The sequence below is a fragment of the Acidovorax carolinensis genome (assembly GCF_002157145.1).
GTDB classification, from domain to species: domain Bacteria; phylum Pseudomonadota; class Gammaproteobacteria; order Burkholderiales; family Burkholderiaceae_C; genus Acidovorax; species Acidovorax carolinensis.
The window spans coordinates 662,850-681,083 of record NZ_CP021361.1 but is presented as its reverse complement, the minus strand read 5'-3'; the positions used below and the strand labels follow the sequence as shown (position 1 = coordinate 681,083).

At 65.8% G+C, this 18,234-nt stretch carries 14 protein-coding genes and 2 pseudogenes; 2 read left to right on the top strand and 14 right to left on the bottom strand.

Annotated elements, in window-relative coordinates; translation table 11 throughout:
* Positions 1-4: 4 nt before the first annotated feature.
* Positions 5-1,126, bottom strand: a complete 1,122-nt coding sequence (locus CBP34_RS03215) for a beta-ketoacyl-ACP synthase III (protein WP_094097290.1) — start codon at positions 1,124-1,126, stop codon at positions 5-7.
* Between the two features lie 124 nt (positions 1,127-1,250).
* A complete protein-coding gene (gene tal, locus CBP34_RS03210) occupies positions 1,251-2,198 on the bottom strand; it encodes a transaldolase (RefSeq protein ID WP_094097289.1) in 948 nt (315 codons plus the stop codon).
* A 163-nt stretch (positions 2,199-2,361) separates the two neighbouring features.
* Here tal and CBP34_RS03205 point away from each other — a divergent pair, with 163 nt between their 5' ends.
* Entirely contained in the window at positions 2,362-3,207 is an 846-nt protein-coding gene (locus tag CBP34_RS03205; protein ID WP_094097288.1) for a MurR/RpiR family transcriptional regulator, read from the top strand.
* Positions 3,208-3,419: 212 nt separating this feature from the next.
* Here CBP34_RS03205 and CBP34_RS03200 read toward each other — a convergent pair whose 3' ends face one another.
* The 10 genes and pseudogenes from CBP34_RS03200 to CBP34_RS03155 all read right to left on the bottom strand — a co-directional run bounded on the left by CBP34_RS03200 (position 3,420) and on the right by CBP34_RS03155 (position 15,023).
* Positions 3,420-4,403 carry a tripartite tricarboxylate transporter substrate binding protein gene (locus CBP34_RS03200; RefSeq protein ID WP_094097287.1) on the bottom strand — a complete coding sequence of 328 codons (984 nt, stop codon included), beginning with the start codon at positions 4,401-4,403 and terminating at the stop codon, positions 3,420-3,422.
* Between the two features lie 96 nt (positions 4,404-4,499).
* Positions 4,500-5,431: pseudogene (locus CBP34_RS03195) on the bottom strand (electron transfer flavoprotein subunit alpha/FixB family protein).
* Between the two features lie 12 nt (positions 5,432-5,443).
* Positions 5,444-6,199 carry an electron transfer flavoprotein subunit beta/FixA family protein gene (locus CBP34_RS03190; protein ID WP_094097286.1) on the bottom strand — a complete coding sequence of 252 codons (756 nt, stop codon included), beginning with the start codon at positions 6,197-6,199 and terminating at the stop codon, positions 5,444-5,446.
* Positions 6,200-6,222: 23 nt separating this feature from the next.
* Positions 6,223-7,197: an NAD(P)H-dependent flavin oxidoreductase gene (locus CBP34_RS03185; protein WP_094097285.1), complete on the bottom strand. Its 975-nt coding sequence runs from the start codon at positions 7,195-7,197 to the stop codon at positions 6,223-6,225.
* 7 nt (positions 7,198-7,204) lie between these two features.
* Positions 7,205-8,194: a Bug family tripartite tricarboxylate transporter substrate binding protein gene (locus CBP34_RS03180; RefSeq protein ID WP_094097284.1), complete on the bottom strand. Its 990-nt coding sequence runs from the start codon at positions 8,192-8,194 to the stop codon at positions 7,205-7,207.
* 82 nt (positions 8,195-8,276) lie between these two features.
* Positions 8,277-9,539 carry a CaiB/BaiF CoA transferase family protein gene (locus CBP34_RS03175; RefSeq protein ID WP_236748496.1) on the bottom strand — a complete coding sequence of 421 codons (1,263 nt, stop codon included), beginning with the start codon at positions 9,537-9,539 and terminating at the stop codon, positions 8,277-8,279.
* A 22-nt stretch (positions 9,540-9,561) separates the two neighbouring features.
* Positions 9,562-10,362 carry an oxepin-CoA hydrolase, alternative type gene (locus CBP34_RS03170; protein WP_094097283.1) on the bottom strand — a complete coding sequence of 267 codons (801 nt, stop codon included), beginning with the start codon at positions 10,360-10,362 and terminating at the stop codon, positions 9,562-9,564.
* A gap of 142 nt (positions 10,363-10,504) precedes the next feature.
* The gene (locus CBP34_RS03165; RefSeq protein WP_094097282.1) at positions 10,505-11,632 is read right to left on the bottom strand and encodes an acyl-CoA dehydrogenase family protein; all 1,128 of its coding nucleotides are present in this window, start codon (positions 11,630-11,632) and stop codon (positions 10,505-10,507) included.
* Between the two features lie 10 nt (positions 11,633-11,642).
* Complete coding sequence (locus CBP34_RS03160) at positions 11,643-12,851, bottom strand: acyl-CoA dehydrogenase family protein (protein WP_094097281.1); 1,209 nt, start codon at positions 12,849-12,851, stop codon at positions 11,643-11,645.
* A gap of 46 nt (positions 12,852-12,897) precedes the next feature.
* Positions 12,898-15,023 (bottom strand): annotated as a pseudogene (locus tag CBP34_RS03155) (3-hydroxyacyl-CoA dehydrogenase NAD-binding domain-containing protein).
* Positions 15,024-15,146: 123 nt separating this feature from the next.
* Here CBP34_RS03155 and CBP34_RS03150 point away from each other — a divergent pair.
* Positions 15,147-16,070 (top strand): LysR family transcriptional regulator, encoded by a 924-nt coding sequence (locus CBP34_RS03150; RefSeq protein WP_094097280.1) that lies wholly within the window; start codon positions 15,147-15,149, stop codon positions 16,068-16,070.
* A 133-nt stretch (positions 16,071-16,203) separates the two neighbouring features.
* Here CBP34_RS03150 and CBP34_RS03145 read toward each other — a convergent pair whose 3' ends face one another.
* Positions 16,204-17,217: an ABC transporter ATP-binding protein gene (locus CBP34_RS03145; RefSeq protein ID WP_094097279.1), complete on the bottom strand. Its 1,014-nt coding sequence runs from the start codon at positions 17,215-17,217 to the stop codon at positions 16,204-16,206.
* A complete protein-coding gene (locus CBP34_RS03140) occupies positions 17,214-18,185 on the bottom strand; it encodes an ABC transporter ATP-binding protein (protein WP_094097278.1) in 972 nt (323 codons plus the stop codon). The genes CBP34_RS03145 and CBP34_RS03140 overlap by 4 nt, the downstream gene beginning before the upstream one ends.
* Positions 18,186-18,234 lie beyond the last annotated feature (49 nt).

Here is an 18,234-nt window from a genome sequence, read left to right as displayed (position 1 = left end):
AGGATCAGCGCTTGCGAACCACCACGCTGCCGATGGAATAACCCGCGCCAAACGAACAGATGACGCCCAGGTCGCCGGCCGCCAGATCGGCCCGGTGCTTGTGGAAGGCAATGATGGAGCCCGCCGATGCGGTGTTGGCGAACTCGTCCAGGATCAGGGGGGCCACATCGGCGCTGGCATCCGCGCCCACCAGCTTCTTGATGACCAGTTGGTTCATGCCCTGGTTGGCCTGGTGCAGCCAATAGCGGCGCACAGCCGTAGGCGCCTGCTCCAGCGTGGCCAGATGGGCCTCGATGTGGGCGGCGGCCAGCGGCACCACTTCCTTGAACACCTTGCGGCCTTCCTGGCGGAAGGTCTTGTCGCGCGCGTTTGGGTCGCTGTCCTCGCAGCGGTTGAGAAAACCAAAGTTGTTGCGGATGGCGCTGGAAAACTGGGTGGCCAGCTTGGTGCCCACCACCTCCCACTGGTCGGCCGAGGTGGCCGTGTCAGCACGTTCGATGATGAGCGCCGTGCAGACATCGCCAAAAATGAAATGGCAATCGCGGTCGTTCCACGCCTGGTGGCCCGAGGTGATCTCGGGGTTGACCACCAGCACGCACTTGGCGCTGCCCGTGCGCACGGCGTTGACGGCCTGCTCGATCGCAAAGGTGGCCGACGAGCAGGCCACATTCATGTCGAACCCATAGCCACCCGCCCCCAGCGCCTGCTGGATCTCGATGGCCATGGCCGGGTAGGCGCGCTGCATGTTGGCCGCCGAGCACAGCACGACATCAATCTGGTCGCCCGTCTTGCCCGCGGCATCCAGCGCTTTGCGCGCAGCATCCACGGCAATCTCGGCCATCAGCGACAACTGATCGTCGGGCCGCTCGGTAAAGCGCGGGTACATGCGCGCAGGGTCCAGCACGCCGGTTTTCTCCAGCACATAGCGCTGCTGGATGCCGGAGGCCTTTTCGATGAATTCCACGCTGGAATAGGTCAACGGCTCACGCACGCCGGCGGTGATCGCATCGGCGTGGCGCGCGTTTTCCTGGTCCACATAGCGGTTGAAGGCTTCAACCAGCTCGGCATTGGTGATGGTGTGCGGTGGCTGGTAAATGCCGGTTCCGCTGATGACAACTGAGTGCATGGATCGATTCCTGTTGCCCGAACTACAGGCAGGGTGCGCAAGTGTAGCGAGGCGCCGCAGGCGCCCCGGGCGGGCGTCCCACCTTGTGCGCCGGGTTCAACTGCGCCGCCGCACAGACAGAGGTTCAGACGGCCTGGATCAGCTTTTCCAGCTTCACGGCGTCTGCCGCAAAGCTCCGGATCCCCTCGGCCAGCTTTTCGGTGGCCATGGCATCCTCATTCAACGCATAACGGAAACCGGCCTCGTCGTACTGGACAGCGGGCAGCGCCGTGGCGCGGGCCGCCTCGGCATTCAGCGCGGGCTGCAACAGGGCCTCGGAGGCGGCCAGCTGGGCCAGCAGCTCCGGGGCGATGGTGAGCAGATCGCAGCCCGCCAGCGCCGTGATCTGGCCGATGTTGCGAAAGCTCGCGCCCATCACCTCGGTGGCAATGCCGAAATGCTTGTAGTGGTTGTAGATCTGGGTGACCGACTGCACGCCGGGATCATTGGCGCCGCTGCGCGCGGCCTCGTCCCAGCTGGCGCCGGCCTGCTTCTTGTACCAGTCGTAGATGCGGCCCACAAACGGCGAGATCAGCTGCACTTTGGCCTGCCCGCAGGCCACTGCCTGGCAGAACGAGAACAGAAGCGTGAGATTGGTGTGGATGCCGCGCTGCTCCAGCTTTTCTGCAGCCTTGATGCCCTCCCAGGTGGCGGCCACCTTGATGAGCACCCGGTCGATGTGAATGCCCTGCGCCTGGTACAGCTCGATGATCCGCTCCGCCCGCGTCACTGTGGCGCTGGTGTCAAAACTCAGGCGCGCATCCACTTCGGTGGACACACGCCCCGGAATGGTGGCCAGAATCTCGCAGCCAAAGCCCACCAGCAGGCGGTCGATCACCTCGTCCATGGGGCGCTCTTTCCATTGCGCGACCGTGGACTGCAGCAGCGGCGCGTATTCGGGCTTTTGCACCGCCTTGAGGATCAGCGACGGGTTGGTGGTGGCATCCTGGGGCTTGAATTGCGCCAGCTGCTTGAAGTCGCCAGTGTCGGCAACCACGGTGGTGAACTGTTTGAGGGCGTCAAGCTGATTCATGGCAAAAGTCTCATGGGTGAACAGTGGGCAAGCAGGCCCGTACGCATTTTTCGCGAGGGCGACGTCAACCCGCAAGTGTAGACGGCTCGTTACGGAGGCCGCCTCGGGCGTGAAACCGAGTTACATTGGCGTTACATCGTCTGTGTTTTTCAGTGGAATTGACATGCTGGACCGCATCACCGCCTCCCTGCCCTCCCTGGCCCCCGCCGAGCAACGCGTGGGCCGGCTGGTGCTGGCCGACGCCCGCGCGTTTGCCCGCCTGCCCGTGCGCGAACTGGCCGAGCGCGCCCAGGTCAGCAAGCCCACCGTGGTGCGCTTTTGCCGCAGCATGGGCTATGACGGCCTGGCCGATTTCAAGCTGAAGCTGGCCGGCAGCGTGAGTGAAGGCGTGCCTTTCATCCATCGCAGCGTGGACGCAGACGACAAAACCGGCGATGTGCTGGTGAAGGTGGTGGACAACGCGGTGGCCGCCTTCTTGCAATACCGCAACGCGGCCAGCACGGTTGCCATCGAACGCGCGGCCGAGGCCATCACCAGCACCTGGAAAGCCGGCAAGCGCATCGAGTTTTACGGCGCGGGCAACTCCGGCTTCGTGGCGCAGGATGCGCAGCACAAATTCTTTCGCCTGGGTGTGACCTCGATCGCCACCAGCGACGGCCACATCCAGGTCATGAGCGCCACCCTGCTCGGCCCGGGCGATTGCGCGGTGATCATCTCCAACTCGGGCCGCACGCGCGACCTGATGGACGCAGCCGACATCGCGCGCAAGAACGGCGCGACCACCATTGCCATCACCGCCAGCGGTTCGCCCCTGGCAGCCGCCTGCGCCATCCACCTGGCCGCCGACCACCCCGAGGGCTACGACCGCTACAGCCCCATGGTGTCGCGCCTGCTGCACCTGCTGGTGATTGACGTGCTGGCCACCTGCGTGGCGCTGCGCATCGGGCCATCGCTGCAACCGGTGCTGCAGCAGATGAAAGACAACCTGCGCGCCAAGCGGTATACGTGAAGCCCCCTGAGCCGCTTCGCGTCTAGGTGCAGAGCCGCCAGAGGCGGCAGCTCTTCGGGGCCGTCCAAGCCTGCGCAGGCAGGCTTGGAGCCGCGGCCCTCTGCCCCTCAGGGGGACGCCACCGGTAGCCCGGCAAAGCCGGTTCCACGGTGGCACTGGTGTGGGGCGCGCCCAGGTCAGGGGTTTAGGGATGCCCAGCCGCTGTCCGGACCTTAATCCAGCGTCACGCCCGCATCGCGAATTACCTTGCCCCACTTGGTCGTCTCTGCCGCGAGGAACGCGTCGCAGGCCTCGGGCGTGGTGCCTTCGGCAAACGTGCCCATGGCTTCGAGCTTGGCGCGGGTTTCTTCGCTGCGAATGATCTGGTTCACCGCCTCGGACATGCGCTGGATGATGTCACGCGGCGTGCCCGCAGGCGCAATCATGCTGGCCCAGGTGCTGCCCAGCATGCCTGGAATGCCCTGCTCCACGAAGGTCGGCACATCGGGCAGGATGGGCAGGCGCTTTTCGCTGGCCACGCCAATCAGGCGGATGCGGCCGGCCTTGGCGGGCTGGATCAGGTTGGGCGGCGGGTCGAGGAACAGCGGCACCTGGCCCCCGAGCAGATCGGTGAGCGCGGGTGTGGCGCCACGGTAGGGAATGTGCACCATGAAGGTCTTGGTCAGCGTCTTGAACAGCTCGCTGGTCAGGTGCGCGGCCGAGCCGCTGCCCGACGAGGCGAAACTCACCTTGCCGGGGTTGGCCTTGGCGTAGGCGATCAGCTCCTTGGTGTTCTTGAACGGCGCATTCAGCGAAACGGCCGCCACCAGCGGTGAAATGCCCATCAATGACACGCCCACCAAATCCTTGCGCGGGTTGTAGGGCAGCTTGGGATACAGCGTGGTGTTGGCCGTGAAGGCCGGGATCACGACCCCGAAGGTGTGCCCGTCCGGCGCCGACTTGGCCACCGCATCAACGCCAATGATGCTGTTGGCACCGGGCTTGTTGTCGATCACCACGGGCTGTCCCAGCTGCTTTTGCAGGCCCACCTGCAGCAGGCGCGCCATCTGGTCGGTGAAGCCGCCAGCCGTGTAGGGCACGACGATCCTGATCGGCTTGCTCGGCCAGTTGGACTGCGCCAGCGATGGCAGGGCCGCACTGGCCAGGACGGCGGTGGCGGCCTGCACCAGGGTGCGGCGGGAAAGGTCTTGGCTCATGGGGGTGGTCTCCGTCCTGTTTTTGATTGAATAAGGGCCCTGGCGCTTATCCGATAAGCGCCAGCAGCTCTTTTATTTATAGCAATCGAGTGGCGTTCACAGCGCCTTGACCAGTTCCGGCACGGCCGTGAACAGATCCGCCTCCAGCCCATAGTCGGCCACGCTGAAGATCGGCGCCTCCGGGTCCTTGTTGATCGCCACGATCACCTTGGAGTCCTTCATGCCGGCCAGGTGCTGGATGGCGCCCGAGATGCCCGCTGCGATGTACAGCTGGGGTGCCACGATCTTGCCGGTCTGGCCCACTTGCCAGTCGTTGGGGGCGTAGCCTGCGTCGACCGCGGCGCGGCTGGCGCCCAGGGCGGCGCCGAGCTTGTCGGCCAGCGGGGTCATGACTTCGTCGAACTTTTCCTTGCTCCCGAGGGCCCGGCCACCGGAGACGATGATCTTGGCGGCGGTGAGTTCGGGGCGGTCGCTCTTGGCGATTTCGCTGCCCATGAAGCGGCTTTTGCCGTTGTCTGCCGTGGCGGCGGTGGTTTCCACTGCTGCGCTGCCTCCGGTGGCCGCTGCGGCGTCAAAGCCGGTGGTGCGCACGGTGATGATCTTGACGCTGTCTGCGCTTTGCACGGTGGCGATGGCGTTGCCGGCGTAGATGGGGCGCTCGAAGGTGTCGGCCGCGATCACCTTGGTGATGTCGCTGATCTGGGCGACGTCAAGCTTGGCCGCCACGCGGGGGCCACGTTCTTGCCGCTGGCGGTGGCGGGGAAGAGGATGTGGCTGTAGTTGCTGGCGATGGCGAGGACCTGGGCGGCGACGTTTTCAGCGAGGCCATGTTCCAGGCCGGGGGCTTCGGCGTGGATGACTTTGGCGACGCCGGCTATTTTGGAGGCGGCCTGGGCGGCGGCGCTGGCGTTGTGGCCGGCGATCAGCACATGGACGTCGCCTGCGCAAGCCAGGGCTGCAGTGACGGTGTTGAGGGTGGCGCCTTTGATGGTGGCGTTGTCGTGTTCAGCAATAACGAGGGTGGTCATTTCTTGTACTCCTTAGATGACTTTGGCTTCGTTTTTCAGCTTTTCGACCAGGGCGGCCACGTCGGCCACCTTGATGCCGGCACCGCGCTTGGCGGGCTCGGTGACCTTCAGGGTCTTCAGGCGCGGGGTGACGTCCACTCCGAGGTCTTCGGGCTTGACGGTGTCGAGCTGCTTTTTCTTGGCCTTCATGATGTTGGGCAAGGTGACGTAGCGGGGCTCGTTCAGGCGCAGGTCGGTGGTGATGACGGCCGGCAGCGTCAATGCCAGGGTTTCCAGGCCGCCATCGACTTCGCGGGTGACGCTGACGCTGTCGGCCGTGAGTTCGACTTTGCTGGCAAAGGTGGCTTGGGGCAGGTCGGCCAGGGCTGCGAGCATCTGGCCGGTCTGGTTGGCGTCGTCGTCGATGGCTTGTTTGCCCAGGATGATGAGGCCGGGTTGTTCCTTGTCGACCAGGGCCTTCAAGAGCTTGGCGACGGCCAGGGGCTGAAGGTCGAGATCGGCAGGGGTTTCCACCAGGATGGCGCGGTCGGCACCGATGGCCATGGCGGTGCGCAGGGTTTCCTGGCACTGGGCCACGCCGCAGCTCACCGCGATGACTTCGGTCACCAGGCCTTTTTCTTTCAGGCGCACGGCTTCTTCGACGGCGATTTCGTCAAAGGGGTTCATGCTCATCTTGACGTTGGCGGTGTCCACGCCCGTGCCGTCCGACTTCACACGGACTTTGACGTTGTAGTCCACCACGCGTTTGACGGGGACGAGAATTTTCATGGTGATTTGCTTTCTGCTGGGGGTTAACGGAGCATGCCCGCCAGGCGCTCGGAGATCAGCGCGTTGGCCTGGGCCATGATGGAGTCGATCAATTGCTGCACGGTGGGCACGTCATGGATCAAGCCAGCCACCATGCCGCAAGACCAGACGCCGGCCTCCATCTCGCCCTGCTGCATGATGCGCGGATAGACGCCCGCCACCTCGGGAGCGATGTCCGCAAAGGTGATGGCCGCGCCCAGTTCGCGCTCTTTTTGCAGCAGGCGCTCGGTGGCCGCGTTGGTCAGCACGCGCTCGGTGTTGCGCAAGGGGCGCATGACCAGGCGGGTGTCGAGTTCGCTGGCCGCCACAATGGCGCGCTTGACGTTGTCATGCACGGGCGCCTCTTGCGTGGCGATGAAGCGCGTGCCCATGTTGATGCCCTCGGCACCCAGCGCCAGCGCGGCCACCAGCGAGCGGCCATCGGCCATGCCGCCCGAGGCGACGAAGGGAATCTTCAGCTCGTCCGCCGCGCGTGGCAGCAGGATGAAATTGGGCACATCGTCCTCGCCGGGGTGGCCGCCACATTCAAAGCCGTCGACGCTGATGGCATCGCAGCCAATGGCCTGCGCCTTGAGCGCATGGCGCACCGAGGTGCATTTGTGGATGACCTTGATGCCGGCGTCCTTGAGGGCGGGCAGCCATTTTTGCGGATTGTTGCCCGCCGTCTCGACCACTTTCACGCCACCGTCGATGATGGCCTTCACGTAGCCGGGGTAATCGGGCGGATTGACCGATGGCAAGAAGGTGAGGTTCACGCCAAAGGGCTTGTCGGTCATGGCGCGGCAGCGCGCAATCTCGCGGGCCAGCAGCTCGGGCGTGCGCTGCGTGAGGCCCGTGATGATGCCCAGGCCACCCGCGTTGGAAACCGCCGCCGCCAGCTCGGCCAGGCCGACATGGTGCATGCCGCCCTGGATGATCGGGTGTTCGATGCCAAACAGCTCGGTGATGCGTGTCTTCATGGTGGCGTTACTCGGAGGCAATGCCCTTGTCGCGGATCAGCTGGCCCCAGCGGGTGTAGTCCTGCTGCACGCGCTGGCCCATCTGCGCCGGGTCCTGGAAATGGGCGATGGCACCCGCGTTGAGCAGCTTGTCCTGGATTTCCTTTTCGGCCAGGATCTGCTTGACCTCGCCCGCGATGCGCTCGACCACGGCCTTGGGCGTGCCCGGGGGCGCCAGCAGGCCGCCCCACGATACGGCGTCGTAGCCCTTGATGCCCTGCTCGGCAATGGTCTTGACCTCGGGCAGCATGGTCACGCGCTGGGGCGAGCCCACGGCAATGGCGCGCAGCTTGCCCGCCTGGATGTGCGGCAGCGCGGCAACCAGGTCGGCATACATGATGGGCACCTGGCCACCGATGGTGTCGGTGATGGCCGGCACGCCGCCCTTGTAAGGCACATGCTGCATGTCAAAACCGGCCATCTGCTTGAGCAGTTCCATGCTCAGGTGGCCAAAGCTGCCCGCGCCCGAACTGGTGTAGTTGAGCGGCGTCTTTTGCGCCTTGGCGTTGGCGATGAGGCTCTTGAGGTCGGTCACATCGGGCAGCAGCTTGGGGTTGACCACCACCACGATGGGCAGGTCATACACCGTGGCCACGGGGGTGAAGTCTTTCACCGTGTCGTAGCCGGCCTTCTTGTACAGGTGCGGCGCCAGCAGCGTGGGCGTGGCCAGCATCATCAGCGTGTAGCCGTCGGCCGGGCTTTTGCTGACCTGGGCGGCGGCAATCGACCCCGAGGCGCCCGCCTTGTTCTCGACCAGCACGGTCTGCCTGAGGCGCTCGCCCAGCTTCTGCCCGACGATGCGCGACGCCGTATCGGTGGGGCCGCCCGCAGGAAAAGGCACCACAAGCTTGATCATCTTGTCAGGCCAGGCCGCCTGCTGGGCCATGGCGCTACCGACCAGCAGCGGCGCGGCAGTCAGGGCCAGGACGGTGCGGCGGGAGATGGGTAAAAATTTCATGGCAGTCTCCTTTGGTATACATATAAAAACAGGCTCTAGCGCTTATTCATCAAGCGTTAACAGCTATTATTTTTGACAATTTTCAAGCCTGCGGCAGCGTCAACACACCCTTGTCGCGCAGCGCCTGCAGCTCCTGCTCGGACAGTTGCAGCAATTGTTGCAGCACCTCCTTGGTTCCCTCGCCCAGCGTGGGCGGCGCGTTGCGAATGGGCAGGCGCTGGCCATCGAGGCGGTAGGGCGGCGCAAACACATGCGTGGTGCCGGCCACCGGGTGAGGCATTTCCTGCAGCAGGCCGCCACGGCGGGTGCGCTCGCTGGTCAGGGCCTCGTGCAGGCCGGCCACCTTGCCGCAGGGGATGCCGGCAGCCGTCATGCGCTGCAGCAGCACGTCGCGCGGAAAGCTGGTGAAAAGCTCTTTCATCACCGGCAGCAGGGTCAGGCGGTTCTTGGCGCGCTCCACGTTGGTGGCGTAGCGCGGGTCTTCAACGATGTCGGGGCGCATCACCACCTGGCGGCAGAACTTGTCGAACTGGTTGTTGTTGCCCACGGCCACGATGAGCGGACCGTCGGCGGCCTCGAACATGCCGTAGGGGACGATGGAGGGATGGGCATTGCCATAGCGCTGCGGGTCGTGGCCCAGCAGCATGGCGTCGAGCCCGTAATAGCCGGTGATCATCACGCCACAGTCGTACAGCGCCATCTCGATCAGGCGCCCCTTGCCGGTGCGCGTGCGCTGAAAAAGCGCGGCCAGCACGGCCTGGGCCGCGTACATGCCGGTCATCAGGTCCACCACCGCAACGCCAAACTTGAGCGGCGGCGTGTTTGCCTCGCCGTTCAGGGCCATCAGTCCCGACTCGCCCTGGATCACCAGGTCATAGCCGGGGCGCTTGGCCTCGGGGCCCGAGCTGTCGTAGCCGGCCACGGCGCAATAGATCAGACCGGGCTGGATGGCCTTGAGCTGCTCGTAGCCCAGGCCCAGCTTCTCGGCGCCGCCCGTCTTGAAGTTGTGGACGACCACGTCGCACTGCGGCAGCAGCTCGTGGATGATCTTCAGCCCTTCGGGGGTCTGCAGATCCACGGTGACAGACCGCTTGTTGCGGTTCATGCTGTTGTAGTAGGTGGTCTCGGTCTTGCCGATGCGCATGCCCCAGTCGCGCGTGTCGTCACCGCGGCCAGGGTGCTCCACCTTGATGACCTCGGCGCCGAAGTCGGCCAGCACCTGGCCGCACAGCGGCCCGGCAAACACGCGCGAGAGGTCGAGCACACGCACGCCTTCGAGTGGAAAGTCGATGCCGCCGTCGTTGGCGGATGGTGTGTTTTGGGAAGGGGTATGGGTAGTTGTCACAGGGTTGTTTCCATGCCAGCGCCTATGCCTGGCTCTGGCGTAGCGTAGCGAAGTCGGGCGGGCGCTTTTCCAGAAAGGCACCAATACCCTCGCGTGATTCTGCAGTTTCCTGCGAGCGCACCATGAACTGGGCTTCCTGCTCCAGCTGTTCTTCCAGTGTGTTCGCATAGGCGTTGCGGCACAAGGTCTTGATGCGTGCCATGGCCAGCTCGGGGCCTGCCGCCACCTGGGTAGCCAGGGCCAACGCCTGCGCCAGCGCCTCGCCGGGCTCGGCCAGGCAGTTGACCGGCCCCAGCGCGTGCAGGCGTTCGCCCGAAACGCGCTCGCCGGTCAGGCACAGCTCGGTCAGCACCTGGCGCGAGACAAACTCGGCCAGGAAAGCCGTGGCGCCACCATCGGGCGTGAGGCCCACCTTCACATAGGCCACCGAGAACACCGCGTTCTTTGCCGCCACCAGCATGTCGCATGCCAGCGCCAGCGACAAGCCCGCGCCTGCAGCCGCGCCTTCGACGGCGGCAATCACCGGCTTGCGGCAATCGCGCACGGCGCGAACCAGGTCGTGCAGGCCTTCGAGCTTGGCGCGGCGCTCCTCCATCGGCAGCTCGCGGCGCGTGGCCAGCTGGCGCAGGTCGCCGCCCGAGCAGAAATGCCCACCCTCGCCCGTCAGCACGATGGCGCCCACAGCGGGGTCGGCCTCGGCTTGGGTCAGGGCCTGGGTCAGCGCGGCGTAAAACGCGGGCGACAGCGCGTTGCGCGCCGCCGGGTTGTTGTTGGACAGCACCAGCACCGCGCCCTCGCGGTGGGTCAACAGGACTTCGCTCATCTTCGTTCTCCCGTTCTAGGCAGCACTTCCCGCCTGTAGCCGGCCTGCTTCGCCAGGGACAGCAAGCAAGGGCCGCCCCGCAGCGAGGCTGTCGTCCCCCTTCCAGGGGGAAGGCGCGAAGCGGCTCAGGGGGTTGCTCATTTCAGCCCAGCGCCATGTAGCGCGCCAGGTGGTGGTCTTCGTCGCCCAGTTCGTGGTCGATCATGACCAGGCGCTTGGCGTAGTGCGACAAGGGCAGCTCCCAGGTCATGCCAATGCCGCCGTGCATCTGGATGCTTTCTTCCGACACCAGCGCGCCAATGCGGCCAATGGTGAACTTGGCAGCCGACAGCGCGCGCTCGCGCTCCACGCGGTCGGCGCTGTCCATGGCAGCCGCCGCGTTGATGACGGCCGAGCGCGATTGCTCCACCTCCAGCAGCAGGTCGGCCATGCGGTGCTGCAGGGCCTGAAAGCTGCCAATGGGCACGCCAAACTGCTTGCGCGTCTGCAGGTATTCGAGCGTGTCTTTCTTGGCCACTTCCATGGCGCCCAGCGCCTCGGCGCACAGCGCCAGCACGCCCCAGCCCACGGCCAGCTCCAGCGTGGCAAAGCCCTGGCCCTCGGTGCCCAGGAGCGCATCGGCACCGACGTGAACATTGTCGAGCGTGATTTCGGCCACGCGGCCGCCGTCGATGCGACCCATGCCACGGCGTGCCACGCCCGCAGCGTCGGCAGGTACGAGGAACAGCGAAATGCCGTCCTCACTGTCCACCGCGCCTGCGGTGCGCGCCGACACCAGCAAGAGCTGGGCGTTGTCGCCCTGCACCACCACGGCCTTGGCGCCGGTGAGTGCCCAGCCGCCTTCGCTGCGCACCGCGCGGGTGCTGACGCGGGCCATTTCGTAGTGGCTGCCGGGCTCGTCATGCGCCAGCGCCGCCACGGTGCTGCCGTCGATCAGGCTGACAATCTGCTCTTTTTGTGCGGGCGTGCCCGCAGCGGCCAGGGCGCGCCCGACCACCAGCGCGCCCAGGAAGGGCTCGACCACCAGGCCCCGGCCCAGGGCTTCAAACACCACGGCCACGTCAAAGCCTGCGCCGCCAAAGCCGCCGTCGGCTTCAGGGAACAGCGCGCCGATGGCGCCCAGCTCGGCAAACTGGCTCCACAAAGCGGGCTGCATGCCGACGTCGCCATAGGCAATGGCGTTGCGGGTTTCAAAGCCGTACTGTTCAGCAACAAAACGGTTCAGGGTGTCCGCCAGCATGCGGCGGTCTTCGGTGTGTTCAAAATTCATGGCTGCAACCTCACAGGCCCAGGATCATCTTGGAGATGATGTTTTTCTGGATTTCATTGGAGCCGCCAAAAATCGACAGCTTGCGGTAGTTGAAATAGTTGGCCGCCGCCGTGGCGGCCTCTTTGGGCCCCACGGGCGCATCGGCGTAACCCTCGTACTGGGCCGCTTCGATGAAGGGCAGCGCATAGGGCCCCACGGCGCGGCGGATCAGCGACAGGATTTCCTGGCGGATCTCGGTGCCACGGATCTTGAGCATGGAGCTTTCAGCGCCAGGCACGCCGCCACCGGCCACGGCGGCAATCACGCGCAGGTTGGTGGTCTTCATGTTTTCCAGGTCGATCTCGACCTGGGCCATGCGGGCGGCAAACTGCGGGTCCTGGTCGAGCGGGCGGCCATTGCGCTGCACCTTGCTGGCCACCACTTTCAGCTTTTCCAGCGCGGCCACCGAGAAGCCCACGCCAGCAATGCCGGTGCGCTCATAGGTCAGCAAAAACTTGGCGTAGGTCCAGCCCTTGTTTTCCTCGCCCACCAGGTTCTCGGCGGGCACGCGCACGTCGGTAAAGAACACTTCGTTGACTTCACGATCGCCGTCGAGCGTGCGGATGGGGCGCACTTCCACGCCAGGCGTGTTCATGTCCACCAGCAAAAAGCTGATGCCCGACTGCGGGCGCGCTTCGCGGTCGGTGCGCACCAGGCAAAAAATCATGTTGGCGTGCTGGCCCTGGGTGGTCCAGGTCTTCTGGCCGTTGACGATGTAGTGCGCGCCTTGGGCATCCACACCGCGCACGGCCGTGGTCTTGACCGAGGCCAGGTCCGAGCCCGAGCCCGGCTCGGAGTAGCCCTGGCACCACCAGTCGGCACCGCTCAGGATGCGCGGCAGCCAGTGCTGCTTTTGCGCCTCGTTGCCATACTTGATGAGCACCGGGCCCAGCATGTTGACGCCGAACGGCACGATGCGCGGGCCACCGGCCACGGCGCACTCGTTGTCAAAAATGAACTTCTGCACGGCGCCCCAGCCCGGGCCGCCATATTGCGCGGGCCAGTGGTTGGCCAGCCAGCCGCGCGCGTTGAGGATGGCGTGCCATTCCTCCTGGTCTTCCTTGGTCAGGCGCTGGCCGGCCTTGACCTTGTTGGCGATGCGGGCCGGCAGTTTTTCTTGCAGGAAAGCCTGCACCTCGGCGCGGAAGGCTTGTTCTTCGGGGGTGAAATTCAGGTCCATGGTGTCTCGGTTCTTTCGGTCAATGGGTTGAACAACGGCACCGCCATCACGCGCTGTGGTTCAGGCTGTCGAAGTTTTTGCCTTCCTGCACCAGCCGGATCAGCAGCGGCGAGGGCTTCCAGAACAGCGGGTCTTCCTTGGCAAAGGCTTCAATGTCGGCCAGCAGCTGGGGCAGGCCGTACATATCGGCCCACTTCATGGGGCCGCCACGGTAGCGCGGAAAACCGTAGCCGGAGATGAAGGTCACGTCCACGTCCAGCGGGCGCAGCGCAATGCCTTCGTGCACCACGTTGGCGCCTTCGTTGGCCATGGCCGCCATGTAGCGGCGCATGATTTCATCGGCGGTGAACTGGCGCGGCGTGACGCCCTTCCTGGCGCGCTCGGCATCGACGATGGCCAGCACCTCGGGGTCGGGCTGGCCCACACGGGCGCCTTCGGGGTAGAGGTAAAAGCCGCGGCCGGTCTTCTGGCCAAACCAGCCGCGCTCGCAGATGCGGTCGGCCACTTCGACGTAGCGGGCCTTGGGTCGCCCGGTTTGCGCGCTGCAGCGCGGCGCTTGCGTGTGGCCCAGCCAATGTCGCCGCCGGCCAGGTCCGTCACCTGGAACGGGCCCATGGCAAAGCCAAAGCCGCGCACGGCCGCGTCGATTTCGTAGGGGCTGGCGCCGTCTTCCATGATGTAGTCGGCGGCCTGCTTGTACACGGCCAGGATGCGGTTGCCGATGAAGCCGTCACACACACCGGCGCGCACCGGCACTTTTTTGAGCTTCTTGGCCAGCTCGAAGGCCGTGGCCACCACGTCGGCGCTGACCTTGGCGGGCACCACGATCTCCAGCAGCTTCATGATGTTGGCCGGGCTGAAGAAGTGCAGGCCAATCACATCCTGCGGGCGGCGGGTGGCGGCGGCGATGGCGTCGATGTCCAGGTACGAGGTGTTGGTGGCCAGCACCGCGCCGGGTTTGCACACGCGGTCGAGCTCCTTGAACACGGCCTTCTTCACTTCGAGGTCTTCAAACACCGCCTCGATCACCAGATCCACGTTGGCCAGATCGTCATACGAGGTGCTGCCGGTGTAGCGGGCCATGACTGCGGCCTTGGCCTCTTCGGTCATGCGGCCCTTGGCGACCAGGCCGCTGTAGACCTTTTCCACATTGGCGCGGCCCCGGGCGATGGACTCGGCGTCGCGCTCGATCATGGTCACGGGATAGCCTGCGTCCAGAGCCGACACGGTGATGCCGGCGCCCATGGTGCCGCCGCCGATGATGGCGATGGTGGCAAAGGGGCGCGGTGCGGCGGCCTTGGCCTCGGGCACCTTGACCACTTCGCGCTCGGCAAAAAAGGCGTGGATCAGGCCGGCACGCTGCGGGCTGTCCAGGCACTCGAGAAACAGCGCGCGTTCGCGGGCCATGCCTTCGTCAAAAGGCAGCTGAACGGCCGCCTGCACGCACTCGATGATCTTGAGCGGCGAGAACAGGCCGCGGGTTTTCTTGGCGGTCTCGGTCTTGAGCAGTTCCAGGTCGGCCAGCGCTGCGGCGGGCTCGGTAATGGCGATGTCGCGCGTGCGGCGCACGGGGGCCTTCTGGTCCAGCAGTTCGTTGGCATAGGCCAAGCCGGCGGCCAGGGCGTCATCGCCCTCGACCAACTTGTCCACCAGGCCGGCAGCCAGCGCGGCCTTGGCCGACAGATGCTTGCCGCTGAGCATCAGCTCGGTGGCGGCGCGCGCACCCATCAGGCGCGGCGCACGCTGCGTGCCGCCGGAGCCGGGCAGCAGGCCCAGGGAGACTTCGGGAAGGCCCAGTTTGGCGGCGGGCAGCGCCAGGCGGTAATGGGCCGACAGCGCCACCTCCAGGCCACCGCCCAGCGCGGCGCCATGCAGCACCGCGACCACGGGCTTGGTGCAGTCTTCAATGGCGCGGCACACCTCGGGCAGCGACGGCGGCATGGCGGGCTTGCCAAACTCGCGGATGTCGGCACCCGCAATAAAGGCCTTGCCGGCACCCACCAGCAGCACACCGGCAACCGCGTCGTCGGCCTGTGCGGCGGCCATGGCAGCGGCCAGGCCCTGGCGCACGGCCACGCCCAATGCATTGACGGGCGGGTTGTTGACAGTCACGACCAGGATGGCGCCCACGCGGGCGGTGGTGACAACGGAATCGGGGGTGGGTGCGCCCATGCGGGAGTCTCCTGGAAGATTGGACAGAACCGGTATTGTTGATGCGCCAAACAATCTTGACAATTACATTAACGATTGACAGACTGTCAAATAATCCTTGACGCAGCCGTTCACACCCCATTTATGGAACTCACTTCCCTGACCGTCCTCGTGGACATCCTGGACGCCGGCAACCTGAGCCAGGCCGCGCGCAATCTGAAGATGTCGCGTGCCAACGTGAGCTACCACCTCAACCAGCTCGAAAAGTCAGTGGGCGTGCAACTGGTGCGCCGCACCACGCGCCGGGTCGAGCCCACCGAGGTGGGCCTGCGCCTGTACCAGCATGGCCGCGCCATCCAGAACGAAATGCTGGCGGCGCGCGAAACCATCGCCACGCTGGGCCAGGGCCTGCAAGGCCGCGTGGGCCTGAGCGTGCCCAGCGGCTACGGGCAGATGGTGATGTCCGACTGGCTGATCGACTTCAAGCGCCTGTACCCGGGCATCGTGCTCGATGTGCGCTTCGAGAACCGGGTGGACGACCTGATTCGCGACGAGGTGGACATCGCCATCCGCGTCATGCCCGAACCCCCACCCACGCTGGTGGCCCGCGATATGGGGGCGGTGCACTATGTCGCCTGCGCCTCGCGCGGCTATGCCCAGGCGCACGGCCTGCCCACGGAACCGGAGGCACTGCGCACCGCGCCGCTGATCACGGCGGGTGTCGTCGGGCGCCAGTTGCGCCTGCGCGCCTATCGGGGCGACGAACGCCAGGAAGTGACGCTGGAACCAACGCTGATTTCCGAGCACTTCCCGTTCCTGCGCCAGGGCATCCTGGCCGGGCTGGGCGTGGGGCTGGTGCCCGACTATGTGGTGGAGGACGCCGTGGCCAGCGGCGAGGTGCTGACCACCCTGGACGAATGGCGCCTGAGCATCTTTGGCACGCAGATGTTCATGCTCTACATGCCCGACCGCCACCAGACGCGGGCGGTACGCACCTGCATCGAGTATTTGCTGGGCCGCGCCCTGCCCGCCACCGACCCGTCAGCGCCGGGCCTGCTGGCGCCGTGACCCGGCCTGCCGCGCTTGATCACGCCCGTCCCACTTCGCACTTCGCACCTTGCAGTTAAATCTGCGATCAAATAGGCTGCAAGCGCTTGCCCAATAGGCGCAAGCAGCTCCTTTTTCAGGAGCATTTAACCACTCAGATCCGCCCTTCCTCCACCGCGTGGCAGGCAATGCGGATGCCCCCCAGACTCAGCAGCTGCGGCCGCTCGACGCGGCAGCGCTCGTTCACATGCGGGCAGCGCGGGTTGAAGGCGCAGCCCGGCGGCGGGCTGAGCGGATTGGGCACCTCGCCCTGCACGGGGGTGCGCGCCTTGCCGGTGTCGTGCATCTTGGGGATGGCATCGAGCAGCATGCGTGTGTAGGGGTGGCGCGGCGTGTCGAACAGCGTGTGCTTGTCGGCCAGCTCCACCAGGCGGCCCAGGTACATCACGCCGACCTGGTCGCTCACATGGCGCACCACGGCCAGGTTGTGGCTGATGAACAGGTAGGTCAGGTGCCGCTCGCGCTGCAGGTCCTTCATGATATTGAGCACCTGCGCCTGCACCGACACATCGAGCGCGCTGGTAGGCTCATCGCACACCAGAAACTCGGGCTCGGTGGCCAAAGCGCGCGCAATCGAGATGCGCTGGCGCTGCCCGCCCGAGAACTGGTGCGGGTACTTCACCATGTCGAGCGGCGACAGGCCCACCGATTGCAGCAGCTCGCCCACGCGGGCCTTGAGCTCGGCCTTGTCGGTGATCAGGCCATGCTCGCGCAATGGCTCGCCGATGATGTCTTCCACCAGCCAGCGCGGGTTGAGGCTGGCATAAGGGTCCTGAAAAATCATCTGGATGCGCCGGCGCATGGCCTTGGCGTTGCCCCCCTTGAAGGCGGCATGCGCGTCCTGCCCATCAAAGGTGAGGCCGCCGCGCGTGGGCTCGTACAGGCCCACCAGCAGGCGCGCCACGGTGCTCTTGCCGCAGCCCGATTCACCCACCAGGGCGAGCGTCTTGCCTTTTTCGATGTCGAAACTCACGCCATCCACGGCGTGCAGCAGCGTGCGCGGCTTGCGTTCGAGCACGCGGTTGAGCCAGGGGGCCGAGACATCGAAAGTCTTGGCCAGGTCATGCGCCCGCACCAGCGGGGTGCTGGAAGGTGTTGTCGCGCTCATGCCGCCACCTCCGGTGCGTGCAGCCAGCAGGCCGCGCGGGTGGCCCCGGCGGGCAGCAAGTCTGGGCGCTCGACCGTGCAACGGTCAAAGCGGCGCGGGCAGCGCGGGTTGAAGGCGCAGCCCGCAGGAATGGCGTTCAGGCGGGGCATGGCTCCGTCAATCTGGTTCAGGCGCTCGCGGTCTTGCGCCATGTCGGGGATGGAGGCCATGAGGCCGACGGTATAGGGGTGCGCTGGGTGGTTGATGACCTCGTGCACCGGGCCGATTTCCACCACGCGCCCGGCGTAGAGCACCGCTACCTGATCGCAGGTTTCGGCGATCACGCCCATGTCGTGGGTGATCAGCATCACGGCCGCACCGCGCGATTTGCAGATGGCTTTGAGCAACGTGATGATCTGCGCCTGGATCGACACATCCAGCGCCGTGGTGGGCTCATCGGCCACGATGAGTTGCGGCTCGGCCGCCAGGGCCAGGGCAATCACCACACGCTGGCGCATGCCGCCCGAGAACTGGTGCGGGTAGTGGTCGATGCGCTGCTCGGCCGCCGGAATGCCGGTGTCCTGCAGCAGCGCAATGGCGCGCCGCCGCGCTTCGGCCGCCGTTACCGGCAGGTGCGCCTGGATGGTTTCGGTGAGCTGACGGCCCACGGTGTACAGCGGGTTCAGCGAGGTCAGCGGGTCCTGGAAGATCGCGCCGATGCGCCGGCCCCGGATATGGCGCATCTGCGCATCGCTGAGGTTGTCGATGCGCTGGCCTTCCAGCCGGATCTCACCCGAGGCCACGCGGCCGGGCGACTCCAGCAGGCCGATGATGGCAGCGCCCGTGAGCGACTTGCCGGCACCCGATTCGCCCACCACGCCCAGGATCTCGCCGGGGGCGATGGAGAACGAAATGTCATCCAGGGCGCGCAGCGTGCCGCGGCGGCCCGGGAATTCGACGACGAGGTTTTTGACTTCAAGCAGGGACATATCAGCGATTCATTGCAAGGGCACGGCCCAGGCCAGAGGACGCCGTGGA

Excerpts from the sequence above, each read along its gene's own strand:
- CBP34_RS03215 (WP_094097290.1), bottom strand. The coding sequence starts at position 1,126 with ATGCACTCAGTTGTCATCAGCGGAACCGGCATTTACCAGCCACCGCAC.
- tal (WP_094097289.1), bottom strand. The coding sequence starts at position 2,198 with ATGAATCAGCTTGACGCCCTCAAACAGTTCACCACCGTGGTTGCCGAC.
- CBP34_RS03205 (WP_094097288.1), top strand. The coding sequence starts at position 2,362 with ATGCTGGACCGCATCACCGCCTCCCTGCCCTCCCTGGCCCCCGCCGAG.
- CBP34_RS03145 (WP_094097279.1), bottom strand. The coding sequence starts at position 17,217 with ATGAGCGCGACAACACCTTCCAGCACCCCGCTGGTGCGGGCGCATGAC.
- CBP34_RS03170 (WP_094097283.1), bottom strand. The coding sequence starts at position 10,362 with ATGAGCGAAGTCCTGTTGACCCACCGCGAGGGCGCGGTGCTGGTGCTG.
- CBP34_RS03165 (WP_094097282.1), bottom strand. The coding sequence starts at position 11,632 with ATGAATTTTGAACACACCGAAGACCGCCGCATGCTGGCGGACACCCTG.
- CBP34_RS03160 (WP_094097281.1), bottom strand. The coding sequence starts at position 12,851 with ATGGACCTGAATTTCACCCCCGAAGAACAAGCCTTCCGCGCCGAGGTG.
- CBP34_RS03200 (WP_094097287.1), bottom strand. The coding sequence starts at position 4,403 with ATGAGCCAAGACCTTTCCCGCCGCACCCTGGTGCAGGCCGCCACCGCC.
- CBP34_RS03150 (WP_094097280.1), top strand. The coding sequence starts at position 15,147 with ATGGAACTCACTTCCCTGACCGTCCTCGTGGACATCCTGGACGCCGGC.
- CBP34_RS03185 (WP_094097285.1), bottom strand. The coding sequence starts at position 7,197 with ATGAAGACACGCATCACCGAGCTGTTTGGCATCGAACACCCGATCATC.
- CBP34_RS03190 (WP_094097286.1), bottom strand. The coding sequence starts at position 6,199 with ATGAAAATTCTCGTCCCCGTCAAACGCGTGGTGGACTACAACGTCAAA.
- CBP34_RS03140 (WP_094097278.1), bottom strand. The coding sequence starts at position 18,185 with ATGTCCCTGCTTGAAGTCAAAAACCTCGTCGTCGAATTCCCGGGCCGC.
- CBP34_RS03180 (WP_094097284.1), bottom strand. The coding sequence starts at position 8,194 with ATGAAATTTTTACCCATCTCCCGCCGCACCGTCCTGGCCCTGACTGCC.